Annotated in this window: 27 protein-coding genes; 12 read left to right on the top strand and 15 right to left on the bottom strand. The window is 70.0% G+C overall.

The window, feature by feature from the left end; genetic code table 11:
• Positions 1-9: 9 nt before the first annotated feature.
• Complete coding sequence (gene hisB / locus ACIPQB_RS03680) at positions 10-600, bottom strand: imidazoleglycerol-phosphate dehydratase HisB (protein ID WP_446483841.1); 591 nt, start codon at positions 598-600, stop codon at positions 10-12.
• A 24-nt stretch (positions 601-624) separates the two neighbouring features.
• Positions 625-1,614 (bottom strand): adenosine kinase, encoded by a 990-nt coding sequence (locus ACIPQB_RS03675; protein ID WP_446483840.1) that lies wholly within the window; start codon positions 1,612-1,614, stop codon positions 625-627.
• A gap of 104 nt (positions 1,615-1,718) precedes the next feature.
• On the opposite strand from ACIPQB_RS03675, the gene ACIPQB_RS03670 reads away from it, so the two are divergent.
• Complete coding sequence (locus ACIPQB_RS03670; protein WP_446483839.1) at positions 1,719-2,570, top strand: ATP-grasp domain-containing protein; 852 nt, start codon at positions 1,719-1,721, stop codon at positions 2,568-2,570.
• 6 nt (positions 2,571-2,576) lie between these two features.
• Here the strand turns inward: ACIPQB_RS03670 and nth are convergent, their stop codons facing one another.
• Entirely contained in the window at positions 2,577-3,296 is a 720-nt protein-coding gene (nth, locus tag ACIPQB_RS03665) for an endonuclease III (RefSeq protein ID WP_446483838.1), read from the bottom strand.
• Positions 3,297-3,359: 63 nt separating this feature from the next.
• Between nth and ACIPQB_RS03660 the strand changes: the two genes are divergently transcribed.
• From ACIPQB_RS03660 to ACIPQB_RS03650, 3 genes are all read left to right on the top strand, one after another.
• Positions 3,360-3,839: a DUF2244 domain-containing protein gene (locus tag ACIPQB_RS03660; protein ID WP_446483837.1), complete on the top strand. Its 480-nt coding sequence runs from the start codon at positions 3,360-3,362 to the stop codon at positions 3,837-3,839.
• A gap of 56 nt (positions 3,840-3,895) precedes the next feature.
• Entirely contained in the window at positions 3,896-4,768 is an 873-nt protein-coding gene (locus ACIPQB_RS03655) for a methylated-DNA--[protein]-cysteine S-methyltransferase (RefSeq protein ID WP_446483836.1), read from the top strand.
• Positions 4,769-4,843: 75 nt separating this feature from the next.
• Complete coding sequence (locus ACIPQB_RS03650) at positions 4,844-5,905, top strand: DUF2252 family protein (protein ID WP_446483835.1); 1,062 nt, start codon at positions 4,844-4,846, stop codon at positions 5,903-5,905.
• A 24-nt stretch (positions 5,906-5,929) separates the two neighbouring features.
• On the opposite strand, the gene hslU is transcribed toward ACIPQB_RS03650, so the two are convergent.
• The 3 genes from hslU to hslV all read right to left on the bottom strand — a co-directional run bounded on the left by hslU (position 5,930) and on the right by hslV (position 8,743).
• Positions 5,930-7,225 (bottom strand): ATP-dependent protease ATPase subunit HslU, encoded by a 1,296-nt coding sequence (gene hslU, locus ACIPQB_RS03645; protein WP_446483834.1) that lies wholly within the window; start codon positions 7,223-7,225, stop codon positions 5,930-5,932.
• Positions 7,222-8,058 (bottom strand): DUF4440 domain-containing protein, encoded by an 837-nt coding sequence (locus ACIPQB_RS03640; protein WP_446483833.1) that lies wholly within the window; start codon positions 8,056-8,058, stop codon positions 7,222-7,224. The genes hslU and ACIPQB_RS03640 overlap by 4 nt, the downstream gene beginning before the upstream one ends.
• Before the next feature lie 73 nt (positions 8,059-8,131).
• Positions 8,132-8,743 (bottom strand): ATP-dependent protease subunit HslV, encoded by a 612-nt coding sequence (gene hslV, locus ACIPQB_RS03635; protein WP_446483832.1) that lies wholly within the window; start codon positions 8,741-8,743, stop codon positions 8,132-8,134.
• Between the two features lie 5 nt (positions 8,744-8,748).
• Here hslV and ACIPQB_RS03630 point away from each other — a divergent pair, with 5 nt between their 5' ends.
• The gene (locus ACIPQB_RS03630) at positions 8,749-9,486 is read left to right on the top strand and encodes a HesA/MoeB/ThiF family protein (protein WP_446483831.1); all 738 of its coding nucleotides are present in this window, start codon (positions 8,749-8,751) and stop codon (positions 9,484-9,486) included.
• Between the two features lie 3 nt (positions 9,487-9,489).
• Here the strand turns inward: ACIPQB_RS03630 and ACIPQB_RS03625 are convergent, their stop codons facing one another.
• A complete protein-coding gene (locus tag ACIPQB_RS03625; RefSeq protein ID WP_446483830.1) occupies positions 9,490-10,476 on the bottom strand; it encodes a 2-hydroxyacid dehydrogenase in 987 nt (328 codons plus the stop codon).
• A gap of 73 nt (positions 10,477-10,549) precedes the next feature.
• Between ACIPQB_RS03625 and ACIPQB_RS03620 the strand changes: the two genes are divergently transcribed.
• The 4 genes from ACIPQB_RS03620 to ACIPQB_RS03605 all read left to right on the top strand — a co-directional run bounded on the left by ACIPQB_RS03620 (position 10,550) and on the right by ACIPQB_RS03605 (position 13,889).
• Positions 10,550-11,074, top strand: coding sequence for an SH3 domain-containing protein (locus tag ACIPQB_RS03620; protein ID WP_446483829.1), 525 nt, complete (start codon positions 10,550-10,552; stop codon positions 11,072-11,074).
• An 84-nt stretch (positions 11,075-11,158) separates the two neighbouring features.
• The gene (fabA, locus tag ACIPQB_RS03615; protein WP_446483828.1) at positions 11,159-11,674 is read left to right on the top strand and encodes a 3-hydroxyacyl-[acyl-carrier-protein] dehydratase FabA; all 516 of its coding nucleotides are present in this window, start codon (positions 11,159-11,161) and stop codon (positions 11,672-11,674) included.
• Between the two features lie 65 nt (positions 11,675-11,739).
• Positions 11,740-12,954 carry a beta-ketoacyl-ACP synthase I gene (gene fabB / locus ACIPQB_RS03610; protein WP_446483827.1) on the top strand — a complete coding sequence of 405 codons (1,215 nt, stop codon included), beginning with the start codon at positions 11,740-11,742 and terminating at the stop codon, positions 12,952-12,954.
• 119 nt (positions 12,955-13,073) lie between these two features.
• Positions 13,074-13,889, top strand: coding sequence for an enoyl-ACP reductase FabI (locus tag ACIPQB_RS03605; RefSeq protein WP_446483826.1), 816 nt, complete (start codon positions 13,074-13,076; stop codon positions 13,887-13,889).
• Between the two features lie 7 nt (positions 13,890-13,896).
• On the opposite strand, the gene ACIPQB_RS03600 is transcribed toward ACIPQB_RS03605, so the two are convergent.
• The 3 genes from ACIPQB_RS03600 to ACIPQB_RS03590 are packed head-to-tail and all read right to left on the bottom strand — an operon-like array spanning position 13,897 to position 17,231.
• Positions 13,897-14,505, bottom strand: coding sequence for a TetR/AcrR family transcriptional regulator (locus ACIPQB_RS03600; protein WP_446483825.1), 609 nt, complete (start codon positions 14,503-14,505; stop codon positions 13,897-13,899).
• Positions 14,505-16,106, bottom strand: coding sequence for a DHA2 family efflux MFS transporter permease subunit (locus ACIPQB_RS03595; protein WP_446483824.1), 1,602 nt, complete (start codon positions 16,104-16,106; stop codon positions 14,505-14,507). The genes ACIPQB_RS03600 and ACIPQB_RS03595 overlap by 1 nt, the downstream gene beginning before the upstream one ends.
• 24 nt (positions 16,107-16,130) lie before the next feature.
• The gene (locus ACIPQB_RS03590) at positions 16,131-17,231 is read right to left on the bottom strand and encodes an HlyD family secretion protein (protein WP_446483823.1); all 1,101 of its coding nucleotides are present in this window, start codon (positions 17,229-17,231) and stop codon (positions 16,131-16,133) included.
• Positions 17,232-17,494: 263 nt separating this feature from the next.
• Between ACIPQB_RS03590 and ACIPQB_RS03585 the strand changes: the two genes are divergently transcribed.
• Entirely contained in the window at positions 17,495-17,611 is a 117-nt protein-coding gene (locus ACIPQB_RS03585) for a hypothetical protein (protein ID WP_446483822.1), read from the top strand.
• Positions 17,612-17,636: 25 nt separating this feature from the next.
• Here ACIPQB_RS03585 and dut read toward each other — a convergent pair whose 3' ends face one another.
• Positions 17,637-18,095, bottom strand: coding sequence for a dUTP diphosphatase (gene dut / locus ACIPQB_RS03580; RefSeq protein ID WP_446483821.1), 459 nt, complete (start codon positions 18,093-18,095; stop codon positions 17,637-17,639).
• Entirely contained in the window at positions 18,092-19,288 is a 1,197-nt protein-coding gene (gene coaBC / locus ACIPQB_RS03575; RefSeq protein ID WP_446483979.1) for a bifunctional phosphopantothenoylcysteine decarboxylase/phosphopantothenate--cysteine ligase CoaBC, read from the bottom strand. Before coaBC ends, dut begins: the two co-directional genes overlap by 4 nt.
• 167 nt (positions 19,289-19,455) lie before the next feature.
• Between coaBC and ACIPQB_RS03570 the strand changes: the two genes are divergently transcribed.
• Positions 19,456-20,037, top strand: a complete 582-nt coding sequence (locus ACIPQB_RS03570) for a hypothetical protein (RefSeq protein WP_446483820.1) — start codon at positions 19,456-19,458, stop codon at positions 20,035-20,037.
• A gap of 395 nt (positions 20,038-20,432) precedes the next feature.
• On the opposite strand, the gene ubiB is transcribed toward ACIPQB_RS03570, so the two are convergent.
• The 3 genes from ubiB to ACIPQB_RS03555 form a co-directional block, all read right to left on the bottom strand.
• Positions 20,433-21,992 carry a 2-polyprenylphenol 6-hydroxylase gene (ubiB, locus tag ACIPQB_RS03565; protein WP_446483819.1) on the bottom strand — a complete coding sequence of 520 codons (1,560 nt, stop codon included), beginning with the start codon at positions 21,990-21,992 and terminating at the stop codon, positions 20,433-20,435.
• 184 nt (positions 21,993-22,176) lie between these two features.
• Complete coding sequence (locus ACIPQB_RS03560) at positions 22,177-23,673, bottom strand: DMP19 family protein (RefSeq protein WP_446483818.1); 1,497 nt, start codon at positions 23,671-23,673, stop codon at positions 22,177-22,179.
• A 28-nt stretch (positions 23,674-23,701) separates the two neighbouring features.
• Positions 23,702-24,460 (bottom strand): class I SAM-dependent methyltransferase, encoded by a 759-nt coding sequence (locus ACIPQB_RS03555; protein ID WP_446483817.1) that lies wholly within the window; start codon positions 24,458-24,460, stop codon positions 23,702-23,704.
• 186 nt (positions 24,461-24,646) lie between these two features.
• Here ACIPQB_RS03555 and mutM point away from each other — a divergent pair, with 186 nt between their 5' ends.
• Entirely contained in the window at positions 24,647-25,525 is an 879-nt protein-coding gene (gene mutM / locus ACIPQB_RS03550) for a bifunctional DNA-formamidopyrimidine glycosylase/DNA-(apurinic or apyrimidinic site) lyase (RefSeq protein WP_446483816.1), read from the top strand.
• The last annotated feature ends 545 nt before the right edge of the window (positions 25,526-26,070 follow it).

The raw sequence follows: 26,070 nt of genomic DNA, 5'->3' as shown, positions 1-26,070 counted from the left end.
TCAAATTCCCTACAGCACGCCCTTGGTGGAGGGGGCATGGCCGCCGGTCTTGGGGTCGATCTCGACCGCCTGACGCAACGCCCGGGCCAGGGCCTTGAAGCCGCTTTCGGCGACGTGGTGGGTGTTGTCGCCGTACAGGGTCTCCAGGTGGACGCAGGCCCCGCAGTTCATCGCGAAGGCGTGGTGGAACTCCTTGAAGAGCTCGGTGTCCATCTCGCCGACCTTGGGCCGCTTGAAATCGACCTTCCAGATCAGGTAGGGCCGGTTGGACAGGTCGATGGCGCAGCGCGTCAGGGTCTCGTCCATCGGGATATAGGCGTGGCCGAACCGCCGCACGCCCTTGAAGCCGTCCAGCGCCTTGTGGATCGCCTGGCCCAGCACGATGCCGGTGTCCTCGACCGTGTGGTGCATGTCGATATGCAGGTCGCCCTTGGTCTCGATCTTCAGGTCGAAGCCGCCGTGGCGTGCGAAGCTCTCGAGCATGTGGTCGTAGAACCCGATGCCGGTCGAGATCGTCGAGACGCCGGTCCCGTCGAGATCGATCCAGACGCGGATCTGCGTCTCCTTCGTCTCGCGGACCACTTCAGCGGTGCGGGCCATGGCTTGGTCTACAGTCCTTTGACCTTAGAGGCCGTTCTGGGCCGCGAGATCCCGCAGGTTGACCTGCGGGCGCGGACCATAGTGCGCGATCACCTCGGCGGCCGCCAGGGACCCCAGCTGTCCGCAGACGGGCAGGGGGCGGCCCTGGGCCAGGCCGTAGAGGAAACCCGCCGCGTATTGGTCGCCCGCGCCGGTGGTGTCCACGACTTTTTCGACGGGGAAGGCTGAAATCTCGTGCAATTGCCCGTTCGAGGCCACCACCGAGCCATGTTCGCTGCGGGTGACGGCGGCGATCTCGACCTTGCCCGCCAGCGCCTGGACGGCGGCGTCGAAGTCGGTGGTCTGGAACAGGGCGCGGACTTCCGAGGCGTTGGCGAAGACGATGTCGCACTGGGTCTCGATGAAGCCCAGCAGGGCGTCGCGGTGGCGCTCGACGACGAAGCTGTCGGACAGGGTGATGGCGATCTTGCGGCCGGCGCCGTGGGTCAGGGCCGCGGCCTTGGCGAAGGCGCGGCGGGCTTCCAGCGGATCGAACAGGTAGCCTTCGAGATAGACGTACTGGGCGGCCTCGATGATCGCCGGATCGACGTCGTCGGCGGTCAGTTCCACGCAGGCGCCCAGATAGGTCGACATGGTGCGCTGGGCGTCGGCGGTGACGTTGATCAGGCTCTGGGCCGTGGCCGGGCCTTCCGTCAGGGGCGGGGTGTTGAAGGTGGCGCCGATGGCCCGCATGTCGTGGGTGAACACCCGGCCCAGCTGGTCGTCGGCGACCTTGCCGATGAAGGCGGCCTTGCCGCCGAAGCTGGCGACGCCGGCCACCGTATTGCCCGCCGAACCGCCCGAGGCCTCAAGGCCGGCGGCCATGCGGTCGTAGAGGGTGCTCGCCCGTTCCAGATCGATCAGGGCCATAGAGCCCTTCACCAGGCCCTCGCGCTCCAGGAAGGCTTCGTCGCACTGGGCGATGACGTCGACAATGGCGTTGCCGATGGCGGCGACGTCGTAGAGGGCGGTCATGAAAGATCTTTTCCGAGAGAAGCGACGCGCGCGAAGTAGCGGATCGAGGCGGCCAAGGCAACGCGAGCCTTGCCGGACGCGCCGGGGCGTTCTACCGGCAGGCCATGACCGACGTCCTGATCCTGACCCCCGCGCCCGATGAACCCAGCTTCGCCGACAGCTGGTCGCCGCTGTTCGAGAACCTCGCGGCGCCGCTGCGCGCCCGGGGTCTGGAGGTCAGCCCCGCCAGCTGGGTGGACGCCGATCCGAGCCGGGCCCGCATCATCCTGCCCTTGCTGAGCTGGGGCTATCACCTGCGGTCGGACGAATGGTTCGCCCGGCTCGACGCCCTGGAGGCGGCCGGAGCCCGGCTGGCCAATCCGGCCGCGGTGCTGCGCTGGAACACCACCAAGACCTATCTGGCCGAGCTGGCGGGCCAGGGCGCGCCGGTGGTGCCGACCCGGGTCTCCGACCGGTTGACCCTGGACGACCTGGAGCGGGCCCGCGACCTCTTCGGGGTCGAGGTGCTGGTCGCCAAGCCGCAGATCTCCGGCGGGTCGCAGGACACGGTCAAGCTTGGCCGCGGCGACGGACTGGACGGCTGTCCCGCCGGTCCGGCGCTGATCCAGCCGTTCCTGTCGGCGGTCGGCGAGGAGGGCGAGCTGTCGCTGTTCTATTTCGACGGGGTGTTCAGCCATGCGGTGACCAAGGTGGCCCTGCCCGGCGATTTCCGGGTCCAGCCGCAGTTCGGCGGCCAGGTCAGCGGCGTCGCCCCCGAGCCGGAGGCCCTGCACGCGGCCGAAATGGTGCTGAACGCGGCGGGGACGCCCCTGACCTATGCCCGCGTCGACCTGATCCGCGGCCTCGACGGCACGCCGCAGCTGATGGAGCTGGAGGCGATCGAACCCCACCTGTTCCTCGACCACGCCCATGACGGCGGCGCGGCCTTCGCCCAGGCGGTGGTCCGGGCGCTGTAGACGGCGTCAGCCGCCGACGAACAGCTCCCGCGACGGGCAGAGGTCGGCGATGCGGCAGATCTCGCATTTGGGCCGTCGGGCCACGCAGACATAGCGGCCATGCAGGATCAGCCAGTGGTGGGCGCGGGTCTTGTAGCGGTCGGGCACGATGCGCATCAGGTCCTGCTCGACGGCGTCGGGCGTCTTGCCGGCCGACAGCTTCAGCCGGTGCGAGACGCGGAACACATGGGTGTCGACGGCGATCGCCGGCTCGATGTCGAGTTCGTTGAGCACGACGCTGGCGGTCTTGCGGCCGACGCCGGGCAGGTTCTCCAGCGCGGCGCGGTTCAGCGGCACCTCTCCGCCGTGGCGCTCGACCAGGATGCGGGCCGCGGCGATGACGTTCTTGGCCTTGGTGCGATAGAGGCCGATCGAGGCGATATAGGGGATCAGGCCCTCTTCCCCCAGCTCAAGCATCTTGGCCGGACTGTCGGCGACCTGGAACAGCGGACCGGTGGCCTTGTTGACCTGGACGTCGGTGGCTTGGGCCGACAGGGCGACCGCCGTCACCAGGGTGTAGGGGTTGGAATAGTTCAGCTCGGTCTTGGGGTGGTCCTCCAGGCTCTCGAACCGCGAGAACAGGATCTCGACCCGCTCGCGCTCGGCCGGCGAGGGGCGGCGGGCGGCGGGACGTTTCTTGGCGACGGACTTCGGGGCGACGGACTTGGAGAGGGCGGGCTTGGCCATGCGGCGACCATGGCGTGATGCGCGCGCCTCGCCAAGCGGCCGGACCGGGGGTAAATCACCGTCATGGCCGCGCCGCTGTACATGGACGCCGTGATCAAGCCGAACCGGTCGATGAACCGGCAGGGGCTCTATGTGCTGATGGGCGTGATGATCGCCTTCAACCTGATGATCGCGATCTTCCTGCTGGCCCTGGGCGCGCCGCCGGTGCTGCCGTTCCTGGGGCTGGACGTCCTGGCCCTGGGCCTGGCCCTGCGCGCCAGCTTCCGGGCGGCCGAACGGTCCGAGCACGTGCGGGTCACGGCCGAGGCGGTGACCGTCAGTCGCGAGGACGACAAGGGTGCGCGCCTGGTCTGGACCTCGCCGACCGCCTTCACCCGGGTCGGGGTCGAGCAGCCGGGCGAGCACGAGACCCGGGTGCGGTTGATGATGTCGCGCAAGCGCCTGACCCTCGGCCGGGCGCTCAGCCCGCCCGAGCGGGTGGATTTCGCCCGGGCCCTGGAGCGGGCCATCCTGCGGGCGCGGGCCGAGCGGGTCTCCGGATAGCGTCAAGGCGCAAGAACCGGGCGGACGGACGCGCCCGGCCGCACTATCTTTCGCTCATGGCTCTCGATGTTTCCCCTTCCCAGGCCTTCGCCCACCTGACCGAACGGTCGGCGGACTATGACCGCATGGCCAAGGCCCTGACCTGGCTGGCCGACCGCTGGCAGGAGCGGCCGTCGCTCGACGAGGCGGCCCAGGCGGTGGGCCTGTCGCCGTTCCACTTCCAGCGGGTGTTCAGCCGCTGGGCCGGGGTCAGCCCCAAGACCTTTGTCGCCGCCATCGCCCATGCCGAGGCGCGGCGGTCGCTGGAAGAGGGGGCCAGCGTGCTGGACGCGGCCTATGACGCGGGCCTGTCGGGCCCTTCGCGGCTGCACGACCTGTTCATCGCCCAGGAGGCGGTGACGCCGGGCGACGTGCGTCGGCGCGGCGAGGGCATGAACCTGACCTGGGGCTGGGCGCCCACCCCCTACGGCAAGGGCCTGTTCGTCATGGCCCCGCGCGGGCTGGCGGGCCTGGCCTTTTCCGACGGCGACGACGAAGCGACCTTCGACGACATGCACCGGCGCTTCCCGGCCGCCGACTGGCGGCGCGACGACGCGGTCGCCGCCCGGACGGCGATCCACGCCTTCGCCGGCGGCGAGGACCCCTTGCCGGTGGTGCTGATCGGCTCGCCGTTCAACATCCAGGTCTGGAAGGCCCTGCTGCGAATTCCGCCGGGGGCGACCAGCACCTATGGCGAGATCGCCGCCTGGGCCGGCAAGCCGCGCGCTTACCAGGCCACCGGCGGCGCGATCGGGGCCAATCCGATCTCGCTGCTGATCCCCTGCCACCGGGCGATCGCCAAGGACGGCCGGCTGACCGGCTATCACTGGGGCCTGGGCCGCAAGGCGGCGATGCTGGGGATGGAAGCCAGCGCCCGGTTTTCAGCCTGATTTCTGGCCGGCGTCGGCGCGCCGGGGCATAGTGTTCCGCGGCGATCGCGCCAGATCGCTGGCGGGGACAGCGCCATGACCACCTCGATCAAGGCTTCGACGCGGGGCTACGAGGCCTGGCTGAGGAGCGAACTTGGCGCAGATCTCGTCGAGGCCGACCTTGCCGAGAAGCACGACAAGATGCGGTCCGGCCCCTTCGCCTTCCTGCGGGCGACCTACTGGCGCTGGGCGGAGACCATTCTCGACATCTGCCCGGACCTGGCGACCGCGCCGCCGGTGCTGGCGGTCGGCGACATCCACGTCGAGAACTTCGGCTGCTGGCGCGACGCCGAGGGCCGGCTGGTCTGGGGCGTCAACGATTTCGACGACGCGGCGATCATGCCCTATCCCCTCGACCTGGTGCGGCTGGCGGCCAGCGCCTTGCTGGCGCGGACCGACAAGGCCTCAGGGGCCCGCGAGATCTGCGACGCCATCCTGGCCGGCTACGCCGCCGGCCTGGCCGCCCCCGCGCCGTTCATCCTGGAGCGCGATCACAGGTGGCTGCGCCAGGCGGTGATGCTGCGCGAGGCCGAGCGCGCCGCCTACTGGCGAAAGTTCACGGCGCCTTCGTCCCAGGCCATTCCGCCGCGTTATCGGGAGGCCTTGCGGACCGCCTTGCCCGATCCGGCCGGACCGTTCGAGACCTTCGCGCGAACCGCCGGGGTCGGCAGCCTGGGACGGCCGCGCTTCGTGGCCCGGGCGGACTGGCGCGGCGGGCCGGTGTTGCGCGAGGCCAAGGCGATGGTGGTCTCGGCCTGGCTGCTGAGGCATGGCGGCGATCCCGCCATTCGGATCCATGACATCGCCGCCGGTCGGTTCCGGGCCGGGGATCCGCACTATCGGGTCGCCGACGGGATTGCGGTTCGCCGCCTCTCGCCCAACAGCCGCAAGATCGAGGCCCAGGATTCGGGCGGCGCGTTGCTATCGTCGGACATGCTGACCGCCATGGGCCACGAGATCGCCAACTGCCACGCGGGCGACGTCGAACGCGTTCCAGCCTTGGCCGAGCATTTCCGACGCCTGCCCCCGGACTGGCTCCGCGACCACGCCAAGGCGGCCGCGAGTCAGGTCGAGGTCGAGCAGAAGGCCTTCTCCTGAACCCTCTCCCCGGGCGGCGTCCTTTTAGAGGATGAACCGGCTGAGGTCGGCGTTGGCGGCCAGGGCTCCGATCCGCTCCTTCACATAGGCCGCATCGACGGTCACCGTCTCGCCGGAACGGTCGGCGGCGGTGAAGCTGATGTCCTCGACCACCTTTTCCAGAATGGTCTGCAGGCGCCGGGCGCCGATGTTCTCGACCGAGGCGTTGACCGCTACCGCCGCATCGGCCACGGCGTCGATCGCCTCGTCGGTGAACACCAGGGTCACGCCCTCGGTCAGCATCAGCGCCTGGTGCTGGCGGACCAGGTTGGCCTCCGGTTCGGTCAGGATGCGGCGCAGGTCGTCGCGGGTCAGGCCCTTCAGCTCGACCCGGATCGGCAGCCGGCCCTGCAATTCGGGCAGCAGGTCGCTGGGCTTGGCCACGTGGAAGGCGCCGGAGGCGATGAACAGGATGTGGTCGGTCTTCACCGGCCCGTACTTGGTCGAGACGGTGGTGCCCTCGATCAGCGGCAGCAGGTCGCGCTGCACGCCCTCTCTCGACACGTCGGCGCCCCCGCGCTGGCTGGAGGAGGCGACCTTGTCGATCTCGTCCAGGAAGACGATGCCGTGGTTCTCGGCCAGCTCCAGGGCTTCCTGGGTCAGCGCCTCCTGGTCGAGCAGCTTGTCGCTCTCCTCGGCAATCAGCGGGGCCCAGGCCCCGGCGACGGTGGTCTTGTGGGTCTTGGTGCGGCCCCCGCCCAGCGACTTCATCATCTCCGACAGGTTCAGCACCGACGCGCCCGGCTGGCCGGGGATCTCGAACATGCCGCCGCCGCCGGTGTCGGCCAGCTGCAGCTCGACCTCCTTGTCGTCCAGCTCGCCGGCCCGCAGCTTCTTGCGGAAGCTGTCGCGGGCCGCGGTCGCGCCGGGACCGGTCAGGGCGTCGAGGATCCGTTCCTCTGCCGCCGCCTCAGCCTTGGCCTTGACCCCGGCCCGGCGCTTGTCGCGGACCATGGCCAGGGCGCTTTCCACCAGGTCGCGGACGATCTGGTCGACGTCGCGGCCGACATAGCCGACCTCGGTGAACTTGGTGGCCTCGACCTTCAGGAACGGCGCCTGGGCCAGGCGCGCCAGGCGGCGGGCGATCTCGGTCTTGCCGACCCCCGTGGGACCGATCAGCAGGATGTTCTTGGGCGTGACCTCGTCGCGCAGGTCGGCCGGCACCCGGCGGCGGCGCCAGCGGTTGCGCAGGGCCACGGCGACGGCCTTCTTGGCGTCGGTATGGCCGACGATGTAGCGGTCGAGCTCGGAAACGATCTCGCGGGGGGAAAATTCGGTCATGGGTCGGTGTTCAGGGTCTCGAAGATCAGGCGCCAGCCTTCGGCGCGCTTTTGCCAGACATGCATATAGTGCGCCGTGACCGGTTTGGGACCGGCCAACGTCCAGCGAACGGCGCCGTAGGTCCAGGCCAGGTCGCCGGCCGCCGAGGCGCCGCCGCCTTCTGGCGTGAGGGCCATGGCCGCGGGGCGGACCGCCAGCCGGCCCTTGCGGTCGTCGGCCGCCAGGGCTTCGGTTCCGGTCGGGCCGGTCAGCAGGGCGTCGGTCGCCAGCAGGCGCTCATAGGCCCTCGGCGCGTCCTTGGCGGCGGCGGAGGCCAGGTCTCGCTCGGCGGCCTGGGCTTGCGCCAGGCCGGCGGCGGCCGAGCCTGCGCCGCTGGTCGAAACGGGGCCATAGCTAGCCCGGCTCTCCGGATCGGGCGCCTTGGCGGCGTCGGCCTCGGCCCCGCCGTCATAGACCCATTTCCACGCGCCGGCCGCATCCTTGCGCCAGATGGTGGCGTAGTAGCCGCCGCGCTTGCCGTCGATCGCCCAGGGGCCGACCGACAGGCCCAGGTCGCCGGAGCGGGCGATCACCACCGTCTGCGGCCACCATTGCAGCTGGGGCGTCTTGCTGGACGGCCGTTTGGCGTAGAGCGCCTTGGCGCCGACCGGGCCTGGGCGAAAGACGATGGCGTCGTCGGCCATGTGCTTGAGGAACGAGTCGCGGATACCGAGCGCCAGGCCGTCGGCGGCGAAGGCGCGCTCGGCCTGCTCGATCTCGGCCGGCGACGGCGTCGCGGACCCGGCCGGCGCGGCGGTCGCCAGGACGGCGGTGATCAGAACGGTCTTGAACATGCGCGGGCCTCCCGGGCCCAGCTTAGGTCAGGCGCGGCCGCTGGCATGTGAAATCCGCGCCGCCGGACGAGATTCAGAGGCTTTCGACCGTCAGATTGCCATTGGTGTAGACGCAGATCTCGGCGGCGATGGCCATCGCACGCCGGGCGATCTCTTCGGCGGAGAGGTCCTGGTCGATCAGGGCCTTGGCCGCGGCCAGGGCGTAGTTGCCGCCCGAACCGATGGCGGCCACCGAGCCGCCGGCGTTCTCCCCCGGCTCCAACACGTCGCCGACCCCGGTGACGGTGTAGATCGAGGTCGCGTCGGCGACCAGCAGCATGGCTTCGAGCCGGCGCAGATAGCGGTCGGTGCGCCAGTCCTTGGCCAAGTCGACGCAGGCCCGCGCCAGCTGGTCGGGATATTGCTCGAGCTTGGCCTCCAGCCGTTCGATCAGGGTGAAGGCGTCGGCCGTGGCCCCGGCGAAGCCGGCCACCACCTTGTCGCCGGCCAGGCGACGCACCTTGCGGGCGTTGCCCTTGACGATGGTAGGGCCCATGGAGACCTGTCCGTCGCCGGCGATCACGGTCCGGCCGTTCTTGCGCACCGCCAGAATAGTCGTGCCGTGCCAGTCTGGAAAATTGCCGGCGGGGGAGGAATGGTTGCTTTGCATGGCTTCGCATGTGGCGAGGCGGACGGTGAGGGTCAAGCACGATGAGCTTTTCAGCGGCCGAAGTCGAACGCTACGCCCGCCATCTGGTGCTGCGGGAGATCGGCGGACCGGGCCAGCAGAAACTCAAGGCCGCCCGGGTGCTGGTGGTCGGGGCGGGGGGGTTGGGCTCGCCCGCCGCCCTCTACCTCGCCGCCGCCGGGGTCGGGACCCTGGGCCTGGCCGACGCCGACACCGTCTCGCTGTCCAACCTGCAGCGCCAGGTGCTGTTCGCCACCGCCGATGCGGGTCGGTCCAAGGTCGAGGCGGCGACCGAGCATCTCGTCGCGCTGAACCCGCACCTGGTCGTCGAGACCCACCCGGTATGGCTGGACGAGACCAACGCCCGGGCGGTCATATCGGGGTATGACCTAGTGCTCGACGGCACCGACGACTTCGCCACCCGTTTCGCGGTCAGCGACGCCTGCCTGGCCGAGGGCAAGCCCCTGGTCAGCGGGGCCCTGGGCCGCTGGACCGGCCAGGTGGGGGTGTTCCACGGCCGCCCCTGCTACCGCTGCCTGGTCCCCGAGATCCCGCCGGACGCCGAGACCTGCGCCCTGGTCGGGGTGGTCGGGGCCCTGGCCGGTGTCATCGGCTCGACGATGGCCCTGGAAGCCGTGAAGGTGATCACCGGCGCAGGCGAGCCGCTGTCCGGCCGCCTGCTGATCTACGACGCCCTGGCCGCTGAGGCGCGGACGGTGCGGATCGGCGCGGATCCGGGGTGTTCGAGCTGTGGCGGCTGACGCCTACAGCATCGACGGGATCACCCTATCCGGCGGCCGGTGTCCGTCCATGAAGGTCTTGACGTTGACGATGACCTTTTCGCCCATGTCGATGCGGCCCTCGACGGTGGCCGAGCCCATGTGCGGCAGCAGGACGACGTTGGGCAGCTTCAGGAGCTTGGGATTGATGGCCGGCTCGTTCTCGTAGACGTCCAGGCCGGCTCCGGCGATCTCGCCGCGGGCCAGCATGTTGGCCAGGGCGCCCTCGTCGATGACCTCGCCGCGGGCGGTGTTGACGACGATGCTCTGCGGCCGCAGCAGCTTCAGCCGGCGGGCCGACAGCAGGTGGTAGGTGGCGGGCGTGTGCGGGCAGTTGACCGAGATGAAGTCCATCCGGGCCAGCATCTGGTCCAGGCTCTCCCAGTAGGTGGCCCCGACCTCCTCGGCGATGCGCGGGCTGACGGGCTTGCGGTTGTGGTAATGCACCTGCATGCCGAAGGCCTTGGCGCGGCGGGCCACCGCCTGGCCGATGCGGCCCATGCCGATGATGCCCAGGCGCTTGCCCCACAGGCGGCGGCCCAGCATCCAGGTCGGCGACCACCCATGGAAGCCGCCGGCCTTGACCACCTCGGCGCCTTCGACGATCCGGCGCGAGGCGGCCATGATCAAGGTCATGGTCAGGTCGGCGGTGTCCTCGGTCAGCACGCCGGGGGTGTTGGTGACGATGATGCCGCGGGCGTTGGCGGTGGCGACGTCGATATTGTCGACCCCGGCCCCGAAATTGGCGATCAGCTTGAGCCGGTCGCCGGACCGCGACAGCAGGCGCGAATCGATGCGGTCGGTGATGGTCGGCACCAGCACGTCGCAGTCGGCCATGGCCTCGACCAGTTCATCGGCCGTCAAGGGTTTGTCGGTGACGTTGAGCCGGGTGTCGAACAGCTCGCACATCCGCGTCTCCACCGGATCGGGGAGTTTGCGGGTGACGATGACTTTGAGCTTGCGAGCTGACATGAGCGGTTCGAAAAGCCTTCCCTGACGGGGTCTGGGAAATCTGTAGCAAAGGGGCCCCATGCGGCCAAGCAACATGCCGACGAATCGCAAACATCGTTCGCTCGGCCTCCTGGTCCTGATCGCGCTGGTTTTCGGCGCGGCGGGCGGCGCGTGGGCCCAGGCCCCCCGGGTGACGCCGTCGGGCATGGACGTGCCGCGCTACGTCTCGCTGAAATATGGCGAGGTGAACGCCCGGGTCGGGCCCGACGAGGAGCATCGGCTGCTGTGGATCTACAAGGCCAGGGGCCTGCCGGTGCAGGTGGTGGCCGAAACCCGCGAGTGGCGGCGAATCTGCGATCCGGAGGGCAATCTGGCCTGGGTCCACAAGCGCACCACCGACGGCCGCCGCACGGCCATGCGGGTGCAGGCCTCGCCCTTGCCGCTGCGGGCCCAGCCCAAGGCCAGCGCCCATGTCACCGCCTATCTGGCCGGCCGCTCGACCGCCGGGCTCGACCGCTGCGAGAAGGGCTGGTGCCGGCTGAAGGCCGACGGGGAGTCCGGCTGGGCGCCCCAAGGCGAGATCTGGGGCGCCGCGCCCGGCGTCCAGTGCCGCGAATAAAGGCGGGATCGGCGCGCCGATCCTTCACGCGCGTTACCGAAAGTAACATTGAGGCGCGCCCCGCCCTCGTGCTAGGGCGGGGCCATGCAAAAGAGTTCCTACACCTTCGACGAGCTTCTGGCCTGCGGCCGGGGCGAGATGTTCGGCCCCGGCAACGCCCAGCTGCCGGTGCCGCCGATGCTGATGTTCGATCGCATCGTCCGCATCGAGTCGGACGGCGGCAAGTACGGCAAGGGCTATGTCGAGGCTGAGTTCGACATCAATCCCGACCTGTGGTTCTTCGCCTGCCACTTCATCGGCGACCCGGTGATGCCCGGCTGCCTGGGCCTGGACGCCATGTGGCAGCTGGTCGGCTTCTTCCTCGGCTGGTCCGGGGCCCCGGGCCGCGGCCGCGCCCTGGGCGTCGGCGAGGTGAAGTTCACCGGCCAGGTCACGCCGGTCGTCAAGAAGGTGACCTACAAGATCGATCTGAAACGGGTGATCATCCGCAAGCTGGTGATGGGCATCGGCGACGGCGTGATGGAGGCTGACGGCCAGCCCATCTACGAAGCCAAGGACCTCAAGGTCGGCCTGTTCACCGCCGAACAGATGGCGTCATGATCCTGCCATAGGGTCGGCCCTCAGAGTCGACCGCTTGGGATCATGGGGAGAGAAGAGGATTTTTCATGCGTCGCGTCGTCGTCACCGGACTTGGGATCGTCTCGTCCATCGGCAACAACGCCAATGAGGTGCTCGCCTCACTGCGTGAAGCCAAATCCGGCGTGGTCGCCGCGCCGGACTATGCGGAACTGGGGTTCCGCTGCCAAGTCTACGCCGCGCCCCAGATCGAGTGGGAGCCGCTGGTCGACCGTCGCGCGGCGCGTTTCCTGTCGCCCGGCCTGGCCTACGCCCACATCGCCATGGAACAGGCGATCGCCGACTCCGGTCTCGGCGAGACCGAGGTTTCGAACGAACGCACCGGCCTGATCGTCGGTTCGGGCGGTCCCTCGACCAGCATCATCGTCCAGGCCGCCGCGACCACCAAGGAAAAGGGCCCCAAGCGCATCGGACCGTTCGCGGTGCCCAAGGCGATGTGCTCGGGCCCCTCGGCGGTGCTGTCGACCTGGTTCAAGATCCGCGGGACCAACTATTCGATCAGCTCGGCCTGCGCGACCAGCGCCCACTGCATCGGCGCGGGCGCCGAGCAGATCCAGATGGGCAAGCAGGACATCGTCTTCGCCGGCGGCTGCGAGGAGCTGGACTGGACCCTGTCCAACCTGTTCGACGCGATGGGCGCGATGAGCAGCGGCTTCAACGACCGCCCGGCCGTGGCCAGCCGCGCCTATGACAAGGACCGCGACGGCTTCGTGATCGCCGGCGGGGCCGGGATCGTGGTGCTGGAAGAATACGAGCACGCCAAGGCGCGCGGGGCCAAGATCTATGGCGAGGTCGTCGGCTACGCCGCCAATTCCGACGGCTACGACATGGTCGCCCCGTCCGGCGAGGGCGCGGCCCGCTGCATGAAGATCGCCATGGCCCAGGCCGGCGGCCGCGCCATCGACTATCTGAACCCGCACGGCACCTCGACGCCGGTCGGCGACAGCAAAGAGATGGGGGCGGTGCGCGAGGTGTTCGGCGACAAGCCGCCGCTGATCTCCTCGACCAAGTCGCTGACCGGCCACAGCCTGGGGGCGGCCGGGGCGCAGGAGGCGATCTATTCGATCCTGATGCTCGACAACGACTTCGCCGCCGAGAGCGCCCACATCGAAAATCTCGACCCCGAATTCGCCGACCTGCCGATCCTGCGGGCGCGCAAGGACGGGCCGCTGACCACCGTGATGTCCAACAGCTTCGGGTTCGGCGGCACCAACGGCGCGCTGATCATCGGCAAGCCGGACTGATTGTCCGGCGTCGCCAGGGGCGTGGCCTTGCCGGGCTTGGCCGTCGGCGACGTCTGAAGGGTTCCGAAGCGCGCGGCGGCCTGCTAGCTAGCGCTCAAGGATCCCAGGAGAGCCAACCGATGGCCGACGAATACGCATTCCCCAAGGGCGAGCTGATGGCGGGCAAGAAGGGCCTGGTCATGGGCGTGGCCAATCACAATTCGATCGCCTGGGGCATCGCCTCGCAGCTGGCCGCCCAGGGCGCCGAGATGGCCTTCACCTACCAGGGCGAGGCGCTGGAGCGTCGCGTGCGGCCGCTGGCCGAGAGCATCGGGGTGACGACCCTGATCCCGGCCGACGTCACCGACGACGCCTCGATGGACGCCGCCTTCGCCGCGATCGAGGAAAAGTTCGGGACGATCGACTTCGTCGTCCATTCGGTGGCCTTCGCCAACAAGGACGAGCTGAAGGGTTCGTTCGTCGACAACACCACCCGCGAGGGTTTCCTGACGGCCCTGAACATCTCGGCCTTCAGCTTCGTCGACGTCGCCAAGCGGGCGGCGAAGATCATGCCCAATGGCGGCTCGCTGATCACCATGACCTATCTCGGGTCGGAGCGGACCATTCCGAACTACAACACCATGGGCGTGGCCAAGGCCGCCCTGGAGGCGGCGACCCGCTACATCGCCCGCGACCTGGGCCCCAAGGGCATCCGCTGCAACGCCATCTCGGCCGGGGCCATGCGCACCCTGGCCCTGGCCGGCATCGCCGGCGGCCGCGGCATGATCGCCCAGGGCCGGGCGTTCAGCGCCATGAAGGAAGACACCTCGATGGAGGGCGTCGCCGGCGCCGCCCTGTGGCTGGTCTCGGACCTGGGCCGCTCGACCACCGGCGAAGTGGTCCATGTCGACGCCGGGTTCCACATGATGGGCATGCCCGACGAGGCAGAGGCCTGATCGGCAATCAGGGCGCGTAGGCCCGCAGGAAGCGCACGGCGGCTTCGGCCGCCGCGGCGTGATGCTCGGCCGCGGTCTTTTCCGACGGCAGGCTGAGCAGGACCCGCAGCTGGTTGTGGCCCATGACCATGCCGGCGAAGAATTCCGCCGCCTGCTCGGCGTCGTCGACCTTCAGCCGGCCGCGCGCGTTTTCCTGGCGCAGGAAGGCGGCCAGCTGGTTGCGGGCCTGCCGCGGGCCGGCCTCGAACACCTCGCGGGCGACGTCGGGCATCTCGCCGGCGCTCTGGATCACCACCCGCAGCACCGAATAGCCCTTGGGGACGATCACCATCTCCAGCATCGAGCGGGCGAAGGCCTCCAGCGTTTCCCGCGGGCTGTCGGCCGCGTCGGCGGTGCGCAGCGGCGCGGTGACCTGGTCGACGCGCCGGGACATCAGCGCCCGCACCAGCTCGGCCTTGGAGCCATAGTGGTTGTAGACGGTCTGCTTGGAGACCCCGGCCCGCGTGGCGATGGCCGCCATCGGCGCGCCCAGGCCCCGCTGGCTGATCACCTCGACGGCGGCGTCGAGGATGGCCTCGGTCTTGGCGAGATCGATCTGTCCGACGACTCTGGGCATCAGTGGGCGTCCGAAGGCGGCGGCGGCGCGTTCCGGGCCGGCCGGGCCAGGAGCGCTACCCCCGCGGCGATGAAACAGCCGAAGGCCAGCAGGGTGAAGGTGTCGCCGAAGGCCAGCACGGTGGCCTGCTGCTCCAGCATGCCGCCGATCGCCTTGCGGGCCGCGCCGCCGGGGTCGCTGACCCCCAGCTGGGCCATGCGCGCGGTCAGGCCCTGCATCATGCCGGCCATGCGGGCGTCGCCCTGGCCGATCTCCGACGACAGGCCCATGTAGTACAGCGCCGTCTGGTTGCTGATCGAGGTGGCCAGCAAGGCCAGGCCGATCGCGCCGCCGGTGTTGCGCGACAGATTGACCAGGCCCGAGGCGTTCTTGACCATGTGCTGGGGCAGGGTGCTCATGGTGATCTGCTGGGTGGCGATCATGGCGATCATCACCCCGACTCCGCGGCAGGCCTGGACGCCGGCGAATTCCCAGAACCCCCAGTCCTTGGTCACGGCGTGGGCCATGTACATGCCGATCCCGGCCATGGCGAAGCCGACGCACATCGGCACGCGCGGATCGACCCGGCGCACCAGGCGGCCGGCCAGCGGTCCGGTGGCGAACATCGACAGGCCTGAGACCATCATGGTGGTGCCGACCTCCGAGGCCGAATAGTGCCGCACCCGGCCCAGGAACTGCGGCAGCAGGAAGGTGCCGCCGAACAGGCTGGCCCCCGACATCGCCGTCATCGCCACGCCGATCGTGAAGTTGCGATTGGCGAAGGCCCTCAGCTCGACGATCGGATTGGCGTAGGTCAGCTGCCGCCAGACGAAGACCACCCCGCCGACCGCGGCGACCACGGTCAGCAGCAGGATGCCGCCGTCCTCGAACCAGTTGTCCTTGGCGCCTTCCTCCAGTACGAACTGCAGGCTCATCAAGAACACGGCCATCACCGCCAGGCCGAACCAGTCGAAGCCCTTGGCCAGGCTGGGATCGCCCTTGTCGAACGCCCCCCAGCGGGCGACGCCGAACAGCACCAGCACGCCGGTCGGCACGTTGATGAAGAACAGCCACCGCCAGCTGAGCCATTCGGTCAGGTGGCCGCCCAGGGTCGGGCCGACCGTGGGGGCCAGGGTGACGATCAGGCCCATGATGACGCTGGCCGTGATCCGCTTCTCCGGCGGAAAGGCGGTGAAGGCCACGGCGAACACCGTCGGGATCATCGCGCCGCCGATGAAGCCCTGCAGGGCCCGGGTGATGATCATCATGTCGATCGACGAGCTGAGCCCGGTCAGCACGCTCATCACCATGAAGCCCAGGCAGGACATCAGGAACACGCGTTGCGTCCCCCAGAGCCGTGACAGGTACCCGGACAGCGGGATCATCACGACCTCGGGGATCAGATAGGCGGTCTGGATCCAGCTGACCTGGTCGGTGCTGGCCCCGACCCCGGCCTGGATCTGCGGCAGCGAGGCGGCGACGATCTGGATATCGAGGATGGCCATGAACTGGCCGATGACCATGGCCCCGAAACCCAGCACCAGCCGACGCCAGTCGATCTCGGCCGCCGACCTTGCGGCCGGAGAGGGGGAGGATGGGGCGGGGAGGGCGGCGTCGGTCATGGCCTGGATCCTGCGAAGGCGCGCCTAGCGCGCGACGCCCTGCTGGGCCAGGCGGGCGGCCGGCTGGCCGGCCTCGGCGAAGGACGGGCCGGAATGGTCGCGGACGTCGACCTTGACGTCGACCGACAGGCCGGGCCGCAGGGCCGCGCCGAGCATCGAATGCTCGACGACGATCTTCACCGGCAGGCGCTGGGTGATCTTGGTGAAGTTGCCGACGGCGTTCTCGACCGGGATCAGGGCGAACTCCTGCCCGGTGGCCGGGGCGAAGCTGTCCAGCCTGCCGCGGATCACCGACTTGCCGAAGGCGTCGGCGTGGATCTCGACCGGCTGGCCGACGCGCAGGCGGCCGACCTGGGTCTCCTTGAAGTTGGCGACGACATAGCCCTCGCCGACCGGCACGATCGACATCAGGGCGACGCCGGGCTGGACCAGCTGGCCCGGACGCACCGCGCGGGCCCCGACGACGCCGGCCACCGGGGCGCGGATCACCGTACGGTCCAGATCGATGCGGGCCTGTTCGACGGCGGCGCGGGCGGCGGCGGCCTGGGCCACGGTCTGGGCCCGGGCCGAACCCAGGGATTCGGCCGCGCGGCGCTCGGCCTGCAGGGCGGCCTGGGCGCTCTGCACCGCAGCGTCGGACTGCTTGGCGCCGGCCCGCTCGGTCTGCACCTTCTGTTGCGACACCCAGCCCTGGCGAGCCAGGGCGTCATAGCGGTCGAGGTCGGCCCTGGCCCGGCCGGCGTCGGCCTGGGCGCTGGTGACGCCGGCGGCGCGCTGGGCGATCATCGCCTGCTCCAGGGCGGCCTTGTCGTCGACGCCGCGGATGGCGGCCTCCAGGGCCTGGGCGTTGGCGACGGCCTGGTCGAGCTTGGCCTGCAGCGGAGCCGGATCGATGCGCGCCACCACCTGGCCGGCGGCGACCCGCTGGTTGTCGGCGACCAGCACCTCGGCGACATAGCCGGAGACCTGCGGGCTGACCTGGACGGTGTCGGCCTGGACGAAGGCGTTGTCGGTGGTCTCGTAGCGCTGCTTGTCGACGAACCACAGTCCGGCGCCGACGACCAGGGCCGCGGCGACGACGCCGCCCACGACCAGGGGAATAAGCTTCTTGTTCGACGCGGCCATGGCCCCAATCCCGATGCAATCCAGTGGATCGAGGCCGCGATATATCGGACCACGATCGACGACAAGGGATAAATGGACGCACTCGTCCAAAAATCAACCGCCGAGCTGAACAAGGTTCATGAGATCGCCAAAAGAGCGACCCGTCGCGGCAATTGCTCGCTATCAACGAATCGCGACATCTTTGCCCGGCGTCCGCGCAACCGCGCGGTGGGGGACGTCTATTTCCAGCAGCGGGCCGGCCTGGCCCGCACCAAAGGACGCGCATGGACGCCGACGGTCCGTTCTCGATGCTTCGCCCGGTGCTGTGGCTGGCCGCCGCGGCCTTCGCCGTCGGATTCGGCGGCTATCTGGCGGTCGCCGCCAGCGCGCACGGCGGCTGAAGCCGCCGCGGCGTTTGCCTGGCGTTCAGCGTCCGCCGGTCGAGCCGAAGCCGCCGGCGCCGCGCGAGGTCTCGTCCAGGTCGGCGACCAGGCTCCACGAGGCCTGGGTCACCGGCGCGATCACCAGCTGGGCGATGCGGTCGCCGCGACGGATGGTGAAGTCCTCCTCGCCCAGATTGATCAGGATCACCTTCACCTCGCCGCGATAGTCGCTGTCGATGGTGCCGGGGGTGTTCAGGCAGGTGACCCCGGCCTTGGCGGCCAGGCCCGAGCGCGGCCGCACCTGGGCCTCGAAGCCCGGCGGCACGGCGAAGGCCAGGCCGGTCGGGGCCATGATCCGCGCGCCGGGCTTCAGCACGATCGGCGCGTCCTCCTCGACCGCCGCCCGCAGGTCCATGCCCGCCGCGCCGACGGTCTCGTAGGCGGGCAGGGGCAGGCCCTCGGCGTGGGCCAGGCGGACGACGGGGATGTTCGGGGTGGTCATGAAAGGCTCTCGGCTATGCGTTGGGCGAGGTCGTGGGCCACGGCGTCCTTGGCCGCCCGGTCCCAGCGTTCGGTCTTGTCCTTGGAGATCAGCAGGACGGCGTTCTCCTCGCCGCCCATCACCCCGGGTTCGGTGACGTCGTTGGCGATGATCCAGTCGCAGCCCTTGCGGGCCAGCTTGGCCCGGGCGTGCATCTCGACGTCGTTGGTCTCGGCCGCGAAGCCGATCACAAGCCTGGGCCGCTTGGGGCCCGTGGCCGACAGGGTGGCGAGGATGTCGGGGTTCTCGACGAAGACCAGGGTCGGCGGGCCGTGCTTGTCCTTCTTCAGCTTGGCGCCGAACACCTCGTCGATGCGCCAGTCGGCGACGGCGGCGACGAACACCCCGACGTCGGCCGGCAAGGCGGCCTGGCAGGCGGCCAGCATGTCGCGCGCCGTCTCGACGTCGACGCGGTCGACCCCCGGGGGGGTGGCCAGGGCCACCGGGCCGCTGACCAGGGTGACGCGCGCGCCCAGCCGGGCCAGGGCCTCGGCGATGGCGTAGCCCTGGCGGCCGCTGGAGCGGTTGGTGATGCCGCGCACCGGGTCGATCGGCTCGAAGGTCGGGCCGGCGGTGACCAGGGCGTGCTTCCCGGCCAGCGGCCGGGGGGCGGGTCCTTTGAGCGCCGCCATGACCGCCGCGAAGATCACCGGCGGCTCGGCCAGGCGGCCCGGACCGAACTCGCCGCAGGCCATGGCCCCCTCGTCAGGCCCGACGAAGCCCACGCCGTCGGCCTTCAGGGTCTCGATGTTGCGCCGGGTGGCCGGGTGCAGCCACATCCGCACGTTCATGGCCGGCGCCATCAGCACCGGCTTGTCGGTGGCCAGCAGGGTGGTCGAGGCCAAGTCGCCGGCCAGGCCGTGGGCGGCCTTGGCGATCAGGTCGGCGGTGGCGGGGACCACCACCACCAGGTCGGCCGAGCGCGACAGCTCGATATGACCCATCTCGGCCTCGTCGGTCAGCGAGAACAGCTCGCTATAGACCTTGTCCTCGGCCAGGGCCGACAGCGACAGCGGGGTGACGAACTTTGCGCCCGCCCGGGTCAGGATCGGCCGCACCCCGACGCCGGCCTTGCGCAGCAGCCGCACCAGCTCCAGCGCCTTGTAGGCGGCCACGCCGCCGCCGACGATCAGAAGAACCCGCCTCTCGCTCACTTGGTCGCCCACGTCGTCGGCCTCCGGTTCGCGCCTCGTCCCCAGGCGCATAGAGCGACACGGGGCAAAGCGTAAGCCCCGATCGCAAATTCCCTGACAGGGACTCGACATCCGTTCCGTCTTCGTTCACTAATCGCCAAGGTAGAGCGACAACCTGGAGATCGATCATGAGGTTAGGGTCCCGTCTTTCCGCCGCAGCCGCCCTGGGGGCGAGCCTGGGCGCGGTTCTGGTTCTCACCGCCTGCGACGGCGGGGCTTCCGCCGTGAAGGCGCCCAAGGCGGGCGATGTCGCCGCGGCCCAGCCGGCCTCCGACCTCGACCCGCCGGCCCGCTATGCCGATGCGGCCCCGCGCTCCGACCCGCGCGACGCGCCTGTGCCCAAGGTCGCCGGCAAGCCGATGTGGGCGGCCAGCCGCACCCGCACCGCCCAGGAGAACGCCGAACGCGGCTTCGAGCGCAACGGCGCGGCCTTCGCCGCCGCCGATCTCGACGACTATGTCCGCAAGGCCCACGCCTTCGTCTCCGACCCGCCGGCCGGGGCCGAGACCCTGCAGCGGGCCAACGGCGACACCCTGATCTACGACCCCAAGGGCAATGTCTTCGCGGTGGTCACCAAGGCCGGCGCGCCGCGCGCCCTGTTCAAGCCCGACGACGGCGCGACCTATTGGGCCGAACAGAAAAGCCGCGAAAGCCGGCGCACAACGGCCTCCCGCGACCGCGGCGCGACCGGCGCGAACGACAACGGCTAGGGGGCGTCGGGGCTGATCGCGCGCCCTATCCGGTCATTCCCGCGAAGGCGGGAACCCAAGCGGCCTCCGCCAGGCCGGCTTGGGCGTGCTTTCGCAGGAAGCGGGCCGAAAGGCGGTCCGGGCCGAGGCCAGCTCAGCCCAACGGATCAACGGCAGGGCCGGGGACCTGTCATCCCGACGAGGTCGAGCGTCGGTCCGGGCCCCGGGAGCGGTGCGCGCCGCTCCCGGGGGAGCTCCGCGCGGTCGGCGGTTGTCTTGGCAGGCGCATCCTCTGCGAGGAACAGTGGCGCGGTCCAAGCGGACTCGGGCCAGATGATGCGACAGCGGCGGTCGGCCCTCCCATCCGCAACCAAGCCATGACGCGCCTTGATCCCAATGAAGGGACTACGCCGCGGTCAGGGCTGGCTCTGCTGGTGCGGAGCGGGATCGGTAATGTTCGAGACGCTGAGCCCCGAGCCCAGCCAGGCTCCCGCCGCGAAGGCCAGACCCGCTACCGCTGCGCCGGCCAGGAACCACAGCAGCGGTCGGGCGGGTCGCGACGCAACCACCGCCACCGGAGTCGGCGGCGCCTCCGCCAGGCGGGCCAGGGCGCGCAGGGCCCGCAGCGCCTCGTCGGCGAAGTCCCTGGCCCGGGCGGCGGGCGACAGTTCGCGGGTGATCCAGCGGCGCACCACCGGGTCGGCGGCGGCCCACAGGTCGTGGGCCGGGTCGATGCGCCGGGCCACGCCCTCGACCGTGACCATGGTCTTCTGCAGCAGCACCAGCTCGGGCCGCAGCGCCATGTCGAACAGGGCGGTGATCTCGAACAGCTGGGCCAGCAGCCGGCCCATCGACACTTCACGGGCCTGGCGGCCGAACACCGGCTCGCCGACCGCCCGCAGGGCCTGGGCGAAGGCGTCGCGGTCCTGGTGGGCGGGCACGTAGCCGGCGTCGAAATGGATGGCCGCGACCCGGGCGTAGTCGCGATTGAGAAAGCCGTAGAGGATCTCGGCCAGGTACTTGCGCTCCGCCGGGCCCAGCCGGCCGACAATGCCGAAATCCACCGCGGTGATGGCGGCCGGGGCGGCGACGAACAGGTTGCCTTCGTGCAGGTCGGCGTGGAACACCCCGTGATCGAGGGCCTGCGCCAGGAAGCCGCGGGTCACCGCCTCGGCCAGGGCCTTGCGGTCGAGCCCGTCCTGGGCCAAGGCGGCGTCGTCCGACAGCGGCAGGCCCGGCGCCCAGGACAGGGTCAGGAACCGCTTGCCCACTCCGTCCCAGACCACGTCGGGGGCGCGCATGTAGGGATCGGCCTTCATGGCTTCGCCGAGCTCGACGCAGCCGGCGGCCTCGAACCGCAGGTCCATCTCCAGGTCCAGGGCCCGGATCACCACCTCGACGAATTCGCGCGGCCGCAGGCGGCGGGCGGCGGGGACCCAGCGCTCGGCCAGGCCGGCGGCCAGGCGCAGCACGGCGCTGTCGCGGGTCACCTGCCGCTCGACCCCGGGCCGCAGCACCTTGACCGCCACCCTGGTCCCGTCGAGCAGCACGGCCGGATGGGCCTGGGCCAGCGAGGCGGCGGCGATCGACGGCTCGAAACTGGCGAACAGGCCGGCCAGCGGCCGCCCCAGGCCGCGCTCGATCTCGGCCCGGGCCACCTCCAGCGGGAACGGCGGCAGGCGGTCCTTCAGGTGCGACAGGTCTTCGGCGAAGGCGCTTCCGAAGATGTCGGCCCGGGTCGACAGGAACTGACCCATCTTGATCGCCGCCGGCCCCAGCCGCTCCAGCACCCGGGCCAGGCGCTCGCCCGGCCGCCCCCGCCGTGCCGCGCTCCCGGCGAACAGGCGCAGGACCCGCCCGGCCAGCCGCGCCGCCGGCGGCAGCGACGGCTCGACCTCGCGCGGAACCAGGGCGTCGGCCCGGACCAGGGCCCAGCCGGCGGCGGTCAGGCGCAGCAAGGCGGCGACACGGCTCATGCGGCCAGGGTCTCGATCGGCGAACGACGGGCAGGCGGGAAAAGGCTCATGTCCCGGCCTGAAAGCCCGCTCCGCGCGCTCCGGTCAAGACCGCTTTCGCCGTCGACGGGTGGCCGGCCGCGAAAAGCTGGCCCTCGGCTGTCGCGGACCTCAGGTCTCATCTGGTTCGCCGCCATCAAGCTCATCAGGCGCGAGCGGTCTTCGCCAGGCCGTCCAGGCGGGCGCGGATCGCATCGGCCTTTTGAGTCCAACCTGGCTGGATCCGAAGTCGGCCGCGATTACCCGCATAATATGCGATGGCGATGTCGACGGCTTCGTGGGCGCGGTGCAGACCGAACGTTTCCTTCGTTAGTTCAGCCCGCAGGGCCAGCGTTTCGGCCAGGATCCGCTTCTCCCGCGCCCAGGCGTTGCCGTTGCCGCTTGTGGCGTGACCGAGCGCCGCGAGCACCCGGTCGAGGCCAGCGACGTCGAGACGCCGCTTGGCCTGACCCAGATAGGCTTCCGCCAAGCCGACATGAGCGCTGACGTGATAAGCGGGGTCCTCTAGCGCGAGAACCTGTCCAAAGACGTCGATGGCCTCTTCATAAGCCGTGGTCGCGGGACGAAGCTCGCCCAGGGCGTTGAGCAGGTGACCCATCTGCGCCAGAACGCCGCTGTGGGACATCCCTCGATGCACCTTCGGCTCGGCCTGCCGATAGATCGCCACCGCCTCTTCCAGCCAGGCGGCTTCGCCCAGCCTTTCACCCAGCGTCCAGCAGATGTCGGCGTAGAGTGTCGACGCCATAGCGGCATCGTGTGGGTCGGGGTATCGCGGACACTGGCGCAAGGCGCGCCGATAATTCTCCAGGATCTGCTTTGCCTCGGCGAGATCCCCGCTCTCGACGACAGCGTCGATCCGGACTTCGAGGGTCGCACAGAAGTCGTGATGTCGTCGCTGCCGTGTCTTCGGCGTCGGCAGGGCGGCTTCGATCGACGCCCACACCCGGGTTAGCAACGGGTCTCGCGGCTCGGCGCGCCGCCTATGCGCCTCACGAGCCGCCAACCGCCTGGCGTAAAGGGGATTGGAGGCCAGGACCGCTGCTCTCCTCGCCCTCAGGGCTTCAACCGGCAGAGGCGTCCAGGCTGCGAGCGACATCAACCAGGCGGCGTTCTGAGCAATCAGCCGCCACGTGCCGTCCAGCTTGAAAAAGCGATCGTCCAGCGACTCGATGATCGGCGGAATCTTGCCGAAACCGCCGCCCTCCATCGTGACACGGCGCAGGGCGGGGTCGGTGTCCACCGCCGCGCGGAAGTCCTCGAACACCGCAAGAAAGTCGTTGGCGCCCATCGCGGCCAGACCCCTGGCGATGCTGTCCAGCGCGTCTGGGTCCATGTCGAGGTTGTGGGCGAACTGTCCGTGCCCGCCATTGTTCACTTGAGCGAGATAGAAGTCGACATAGTACGCAACCCAGGCGTCCGGACAGGTCTCGTCGATCCGCAGGGCGGCGTCGTGGCGACACCAGTTGCAGAAGTCGATGCACGCCTGAACCGGCCCATAGTCATCGCCATCGGGGCCGACGTCCCGCTCATCGACCAGAATCTCAGGCGCCACCAGGCCGAGATGGCGACCGTAGGAATACGTGCGGTCAATACCGATATTCTCCGCCCATCGATCGACGAGCGTTGAGACACTTTCTGGCATCCCCCACCCTTGGCGCATGGCCCGAACCCTAGATCGCCCAGCCCTGGTGCATCGCCGCGACGCCGCCGGTGAAGTTGGTGACCGTCACCCGCTGGAAGCCGGCGGTCTCCATCATCGTCGCGAAGGTCCGCTGGTCGGGGAAGCGGCGGATGCTCTCGACCAGGTACTGATAGGCCTCGCGGTCCTTGGCCAGCCATTCGCCGAACTGCGGGATCAGCTTGAAGCTATAGGCGTCATAGGCCTTGGCCAGGGCCTCGGTCACCGGCTTGGAGAATTCCAGGCACAGGAAGCGGCCGCCGGGCTTGAGCACCCGCCGGGCCTCGCGCAGGGCCGCGTCGATGTCGGTGACGTTGCGGATGCCGAACGAGATCACATAGGCGTCGGCATAGGCGTCGGGCAGCGGCAGAGCCTGGGCGTCGCCGACCGTCCAGGTGATCTCGGGCGCGCCGCCCTTGTCGATGCCGGCGGCGATCATCTCGGCGTTGTAGTCGATGATATGGACCGCCGCGTCGGGGCCGCCGCGCCGCGCCTGGGCCGCCCGGGCCATCTTGGCGAAGCGGCGGGCCATGTCGCCGGTGCCGCCGGCGCAGTCGATGATGATCTCGCCCGGCTGCGGGTTGAGGCGCGCGGCCACCGCGTCCTTCCACAGCCGGTGGACGCCGCCGCTCATCACGTCGTTCATCAGGTCGTAGTTCTTGGCGACCCGGTCGAACACCCCGCGCACCAGGCCGGCCTTGGCCGAGGGATCGACGTCCTGGAAACCGAAGGTGGCGGCGGGCTTGGTCATGTCATTGCTCGAATTTGGCGCTCGAAATGGCCGTGGGGCGGTTCTGGGCGCGCGGCCCCGTCGTTGGGTTCTTATAACCGCCAGCGTCCGTCCGTCACCGGTTTTGCGCGGGGCGCCTGCGGGAGGCCTAGGAACCGCGCTGCGAATGACCGATATCTGGCGGCCGTTTCCCGCCCGAGGTCCGCCTTGCCCGAACTGCCTGAAGTCGAGACCGTCCGCCGCGGCCTGGAGCCGGTGCTGGGCGGCGCCCGCCTGGCCCGGGTTCGCGCCAACCGTCCCGACCTGCGCTTTGCCCTGCCCGACGGCTTCGTCCAGCGGCTGACGGGGGCGAAGATCCTGCGGCTGGAGCGCCGGGCCAAGTACCTGCTGGCCCCGCTCGACCGCGGCGACACCCTGGTCATGCATCTGGGCATGACCGGCCGTTTCGAGATCGCCGCGCCCCCTTCCGAACCCGGAGGGCGCTCGACCCGGCCCGGCGACTTCGCCCGCCCCGTCACCCCCGATGACAAGCACGCCCACGTGGTGTTCGAGACCGAAGACGGCGCCGTCGTCACCTATTACGACCCCCGCCGCTTCGGCTTCATGGACCTGATCGCCACCGACCGGCTCGACCGCCACCCCTGGTTCGCGACCATGGGCCCCGAGCCGCTGGGCGAGGCGTTCAGCGCCAGGACCCTGGTCGCCGCCTTCAACGGCCGCAAGCAAGGCCCCAAGACCCTGCTGCTGGACCAGAAGACCGTCGCGGGCCTGGGCAATATCTATGTCTGCGAGGCCCTGCACCGGGCCCATATCTCGCCGTTCAAGCCGGCCGGGCTGGTGGCCGGCAAGCGGCTGGGGCCGCTGACCGCGGCGATCAAGGCGGTGCTGGCCGAGGCGGTCGAGGTTGGCGGCTCGTCCCTGAAGGACTTCGCCGCCGCCGACGGGGCCCTGGGCTATTTCCAGCACCGCTTCCGGGTCTATGACCGCGAGGGCCAGCCCTGCCCGACCCCGGGCTGCAAGGGGGTGATCGCCCGCGAGGTCCAGGCCGGACGCTCGACCTTCTTCTGCCCGGTGTGCCAGGTCTGACGGCATGGACCGTTCGATCTCCCGATTGTGGACGGCGGGCGCGGCTTCGCGGCTCACGCGGATATCCGCTGAGGGCGTGAGGAGGTGCGGAGCGGCCGGGCCAGGCCCGGAGACCGTGGGTAGTGTGTGTGCGTTTCGGCTTGGACAGACCGCTCCGCGGAACCGTTTGTCTCGAGGGACGGCGACTGAGGGCCTGTTTCATCCCGATCGACGTTCCCCCTCGGACGGGCAGGATCAAAGTCGCCCGGAAGGGGCCGTCAGCGACTCCGACAGATCCTGGAACAGGCCGGTTTGAACCTCCCGGCCCCGTCGACCCGCCTGTCCCGCCACCGTCCCCGGAGGACCTTGGAGCCTTCTGAGCCCCGCCGCCCGCCGCGATCCGATCGCCAGGCCCAGACGGCCCCGCTCGGTTCCATCTCCATCGCCGCTTCGGGTCGGTACCAAGCGCCCTCCTCCGCGACGGAGACAGGTTTGATTGTGCGGGAGGTTTGAGCCCTGGCGGGTGGGTGACGCTGGTTATTTTTCAGGGCGTTGAAGTTGCTGGT

The organism is Caulobacter sp. LARHSG274, from assembly GCF_052871235.1.
Note: the sequence above shows the minus strand (reverse complement) of the source record. Positions and strands in the feature narration are given on the sequence as shown.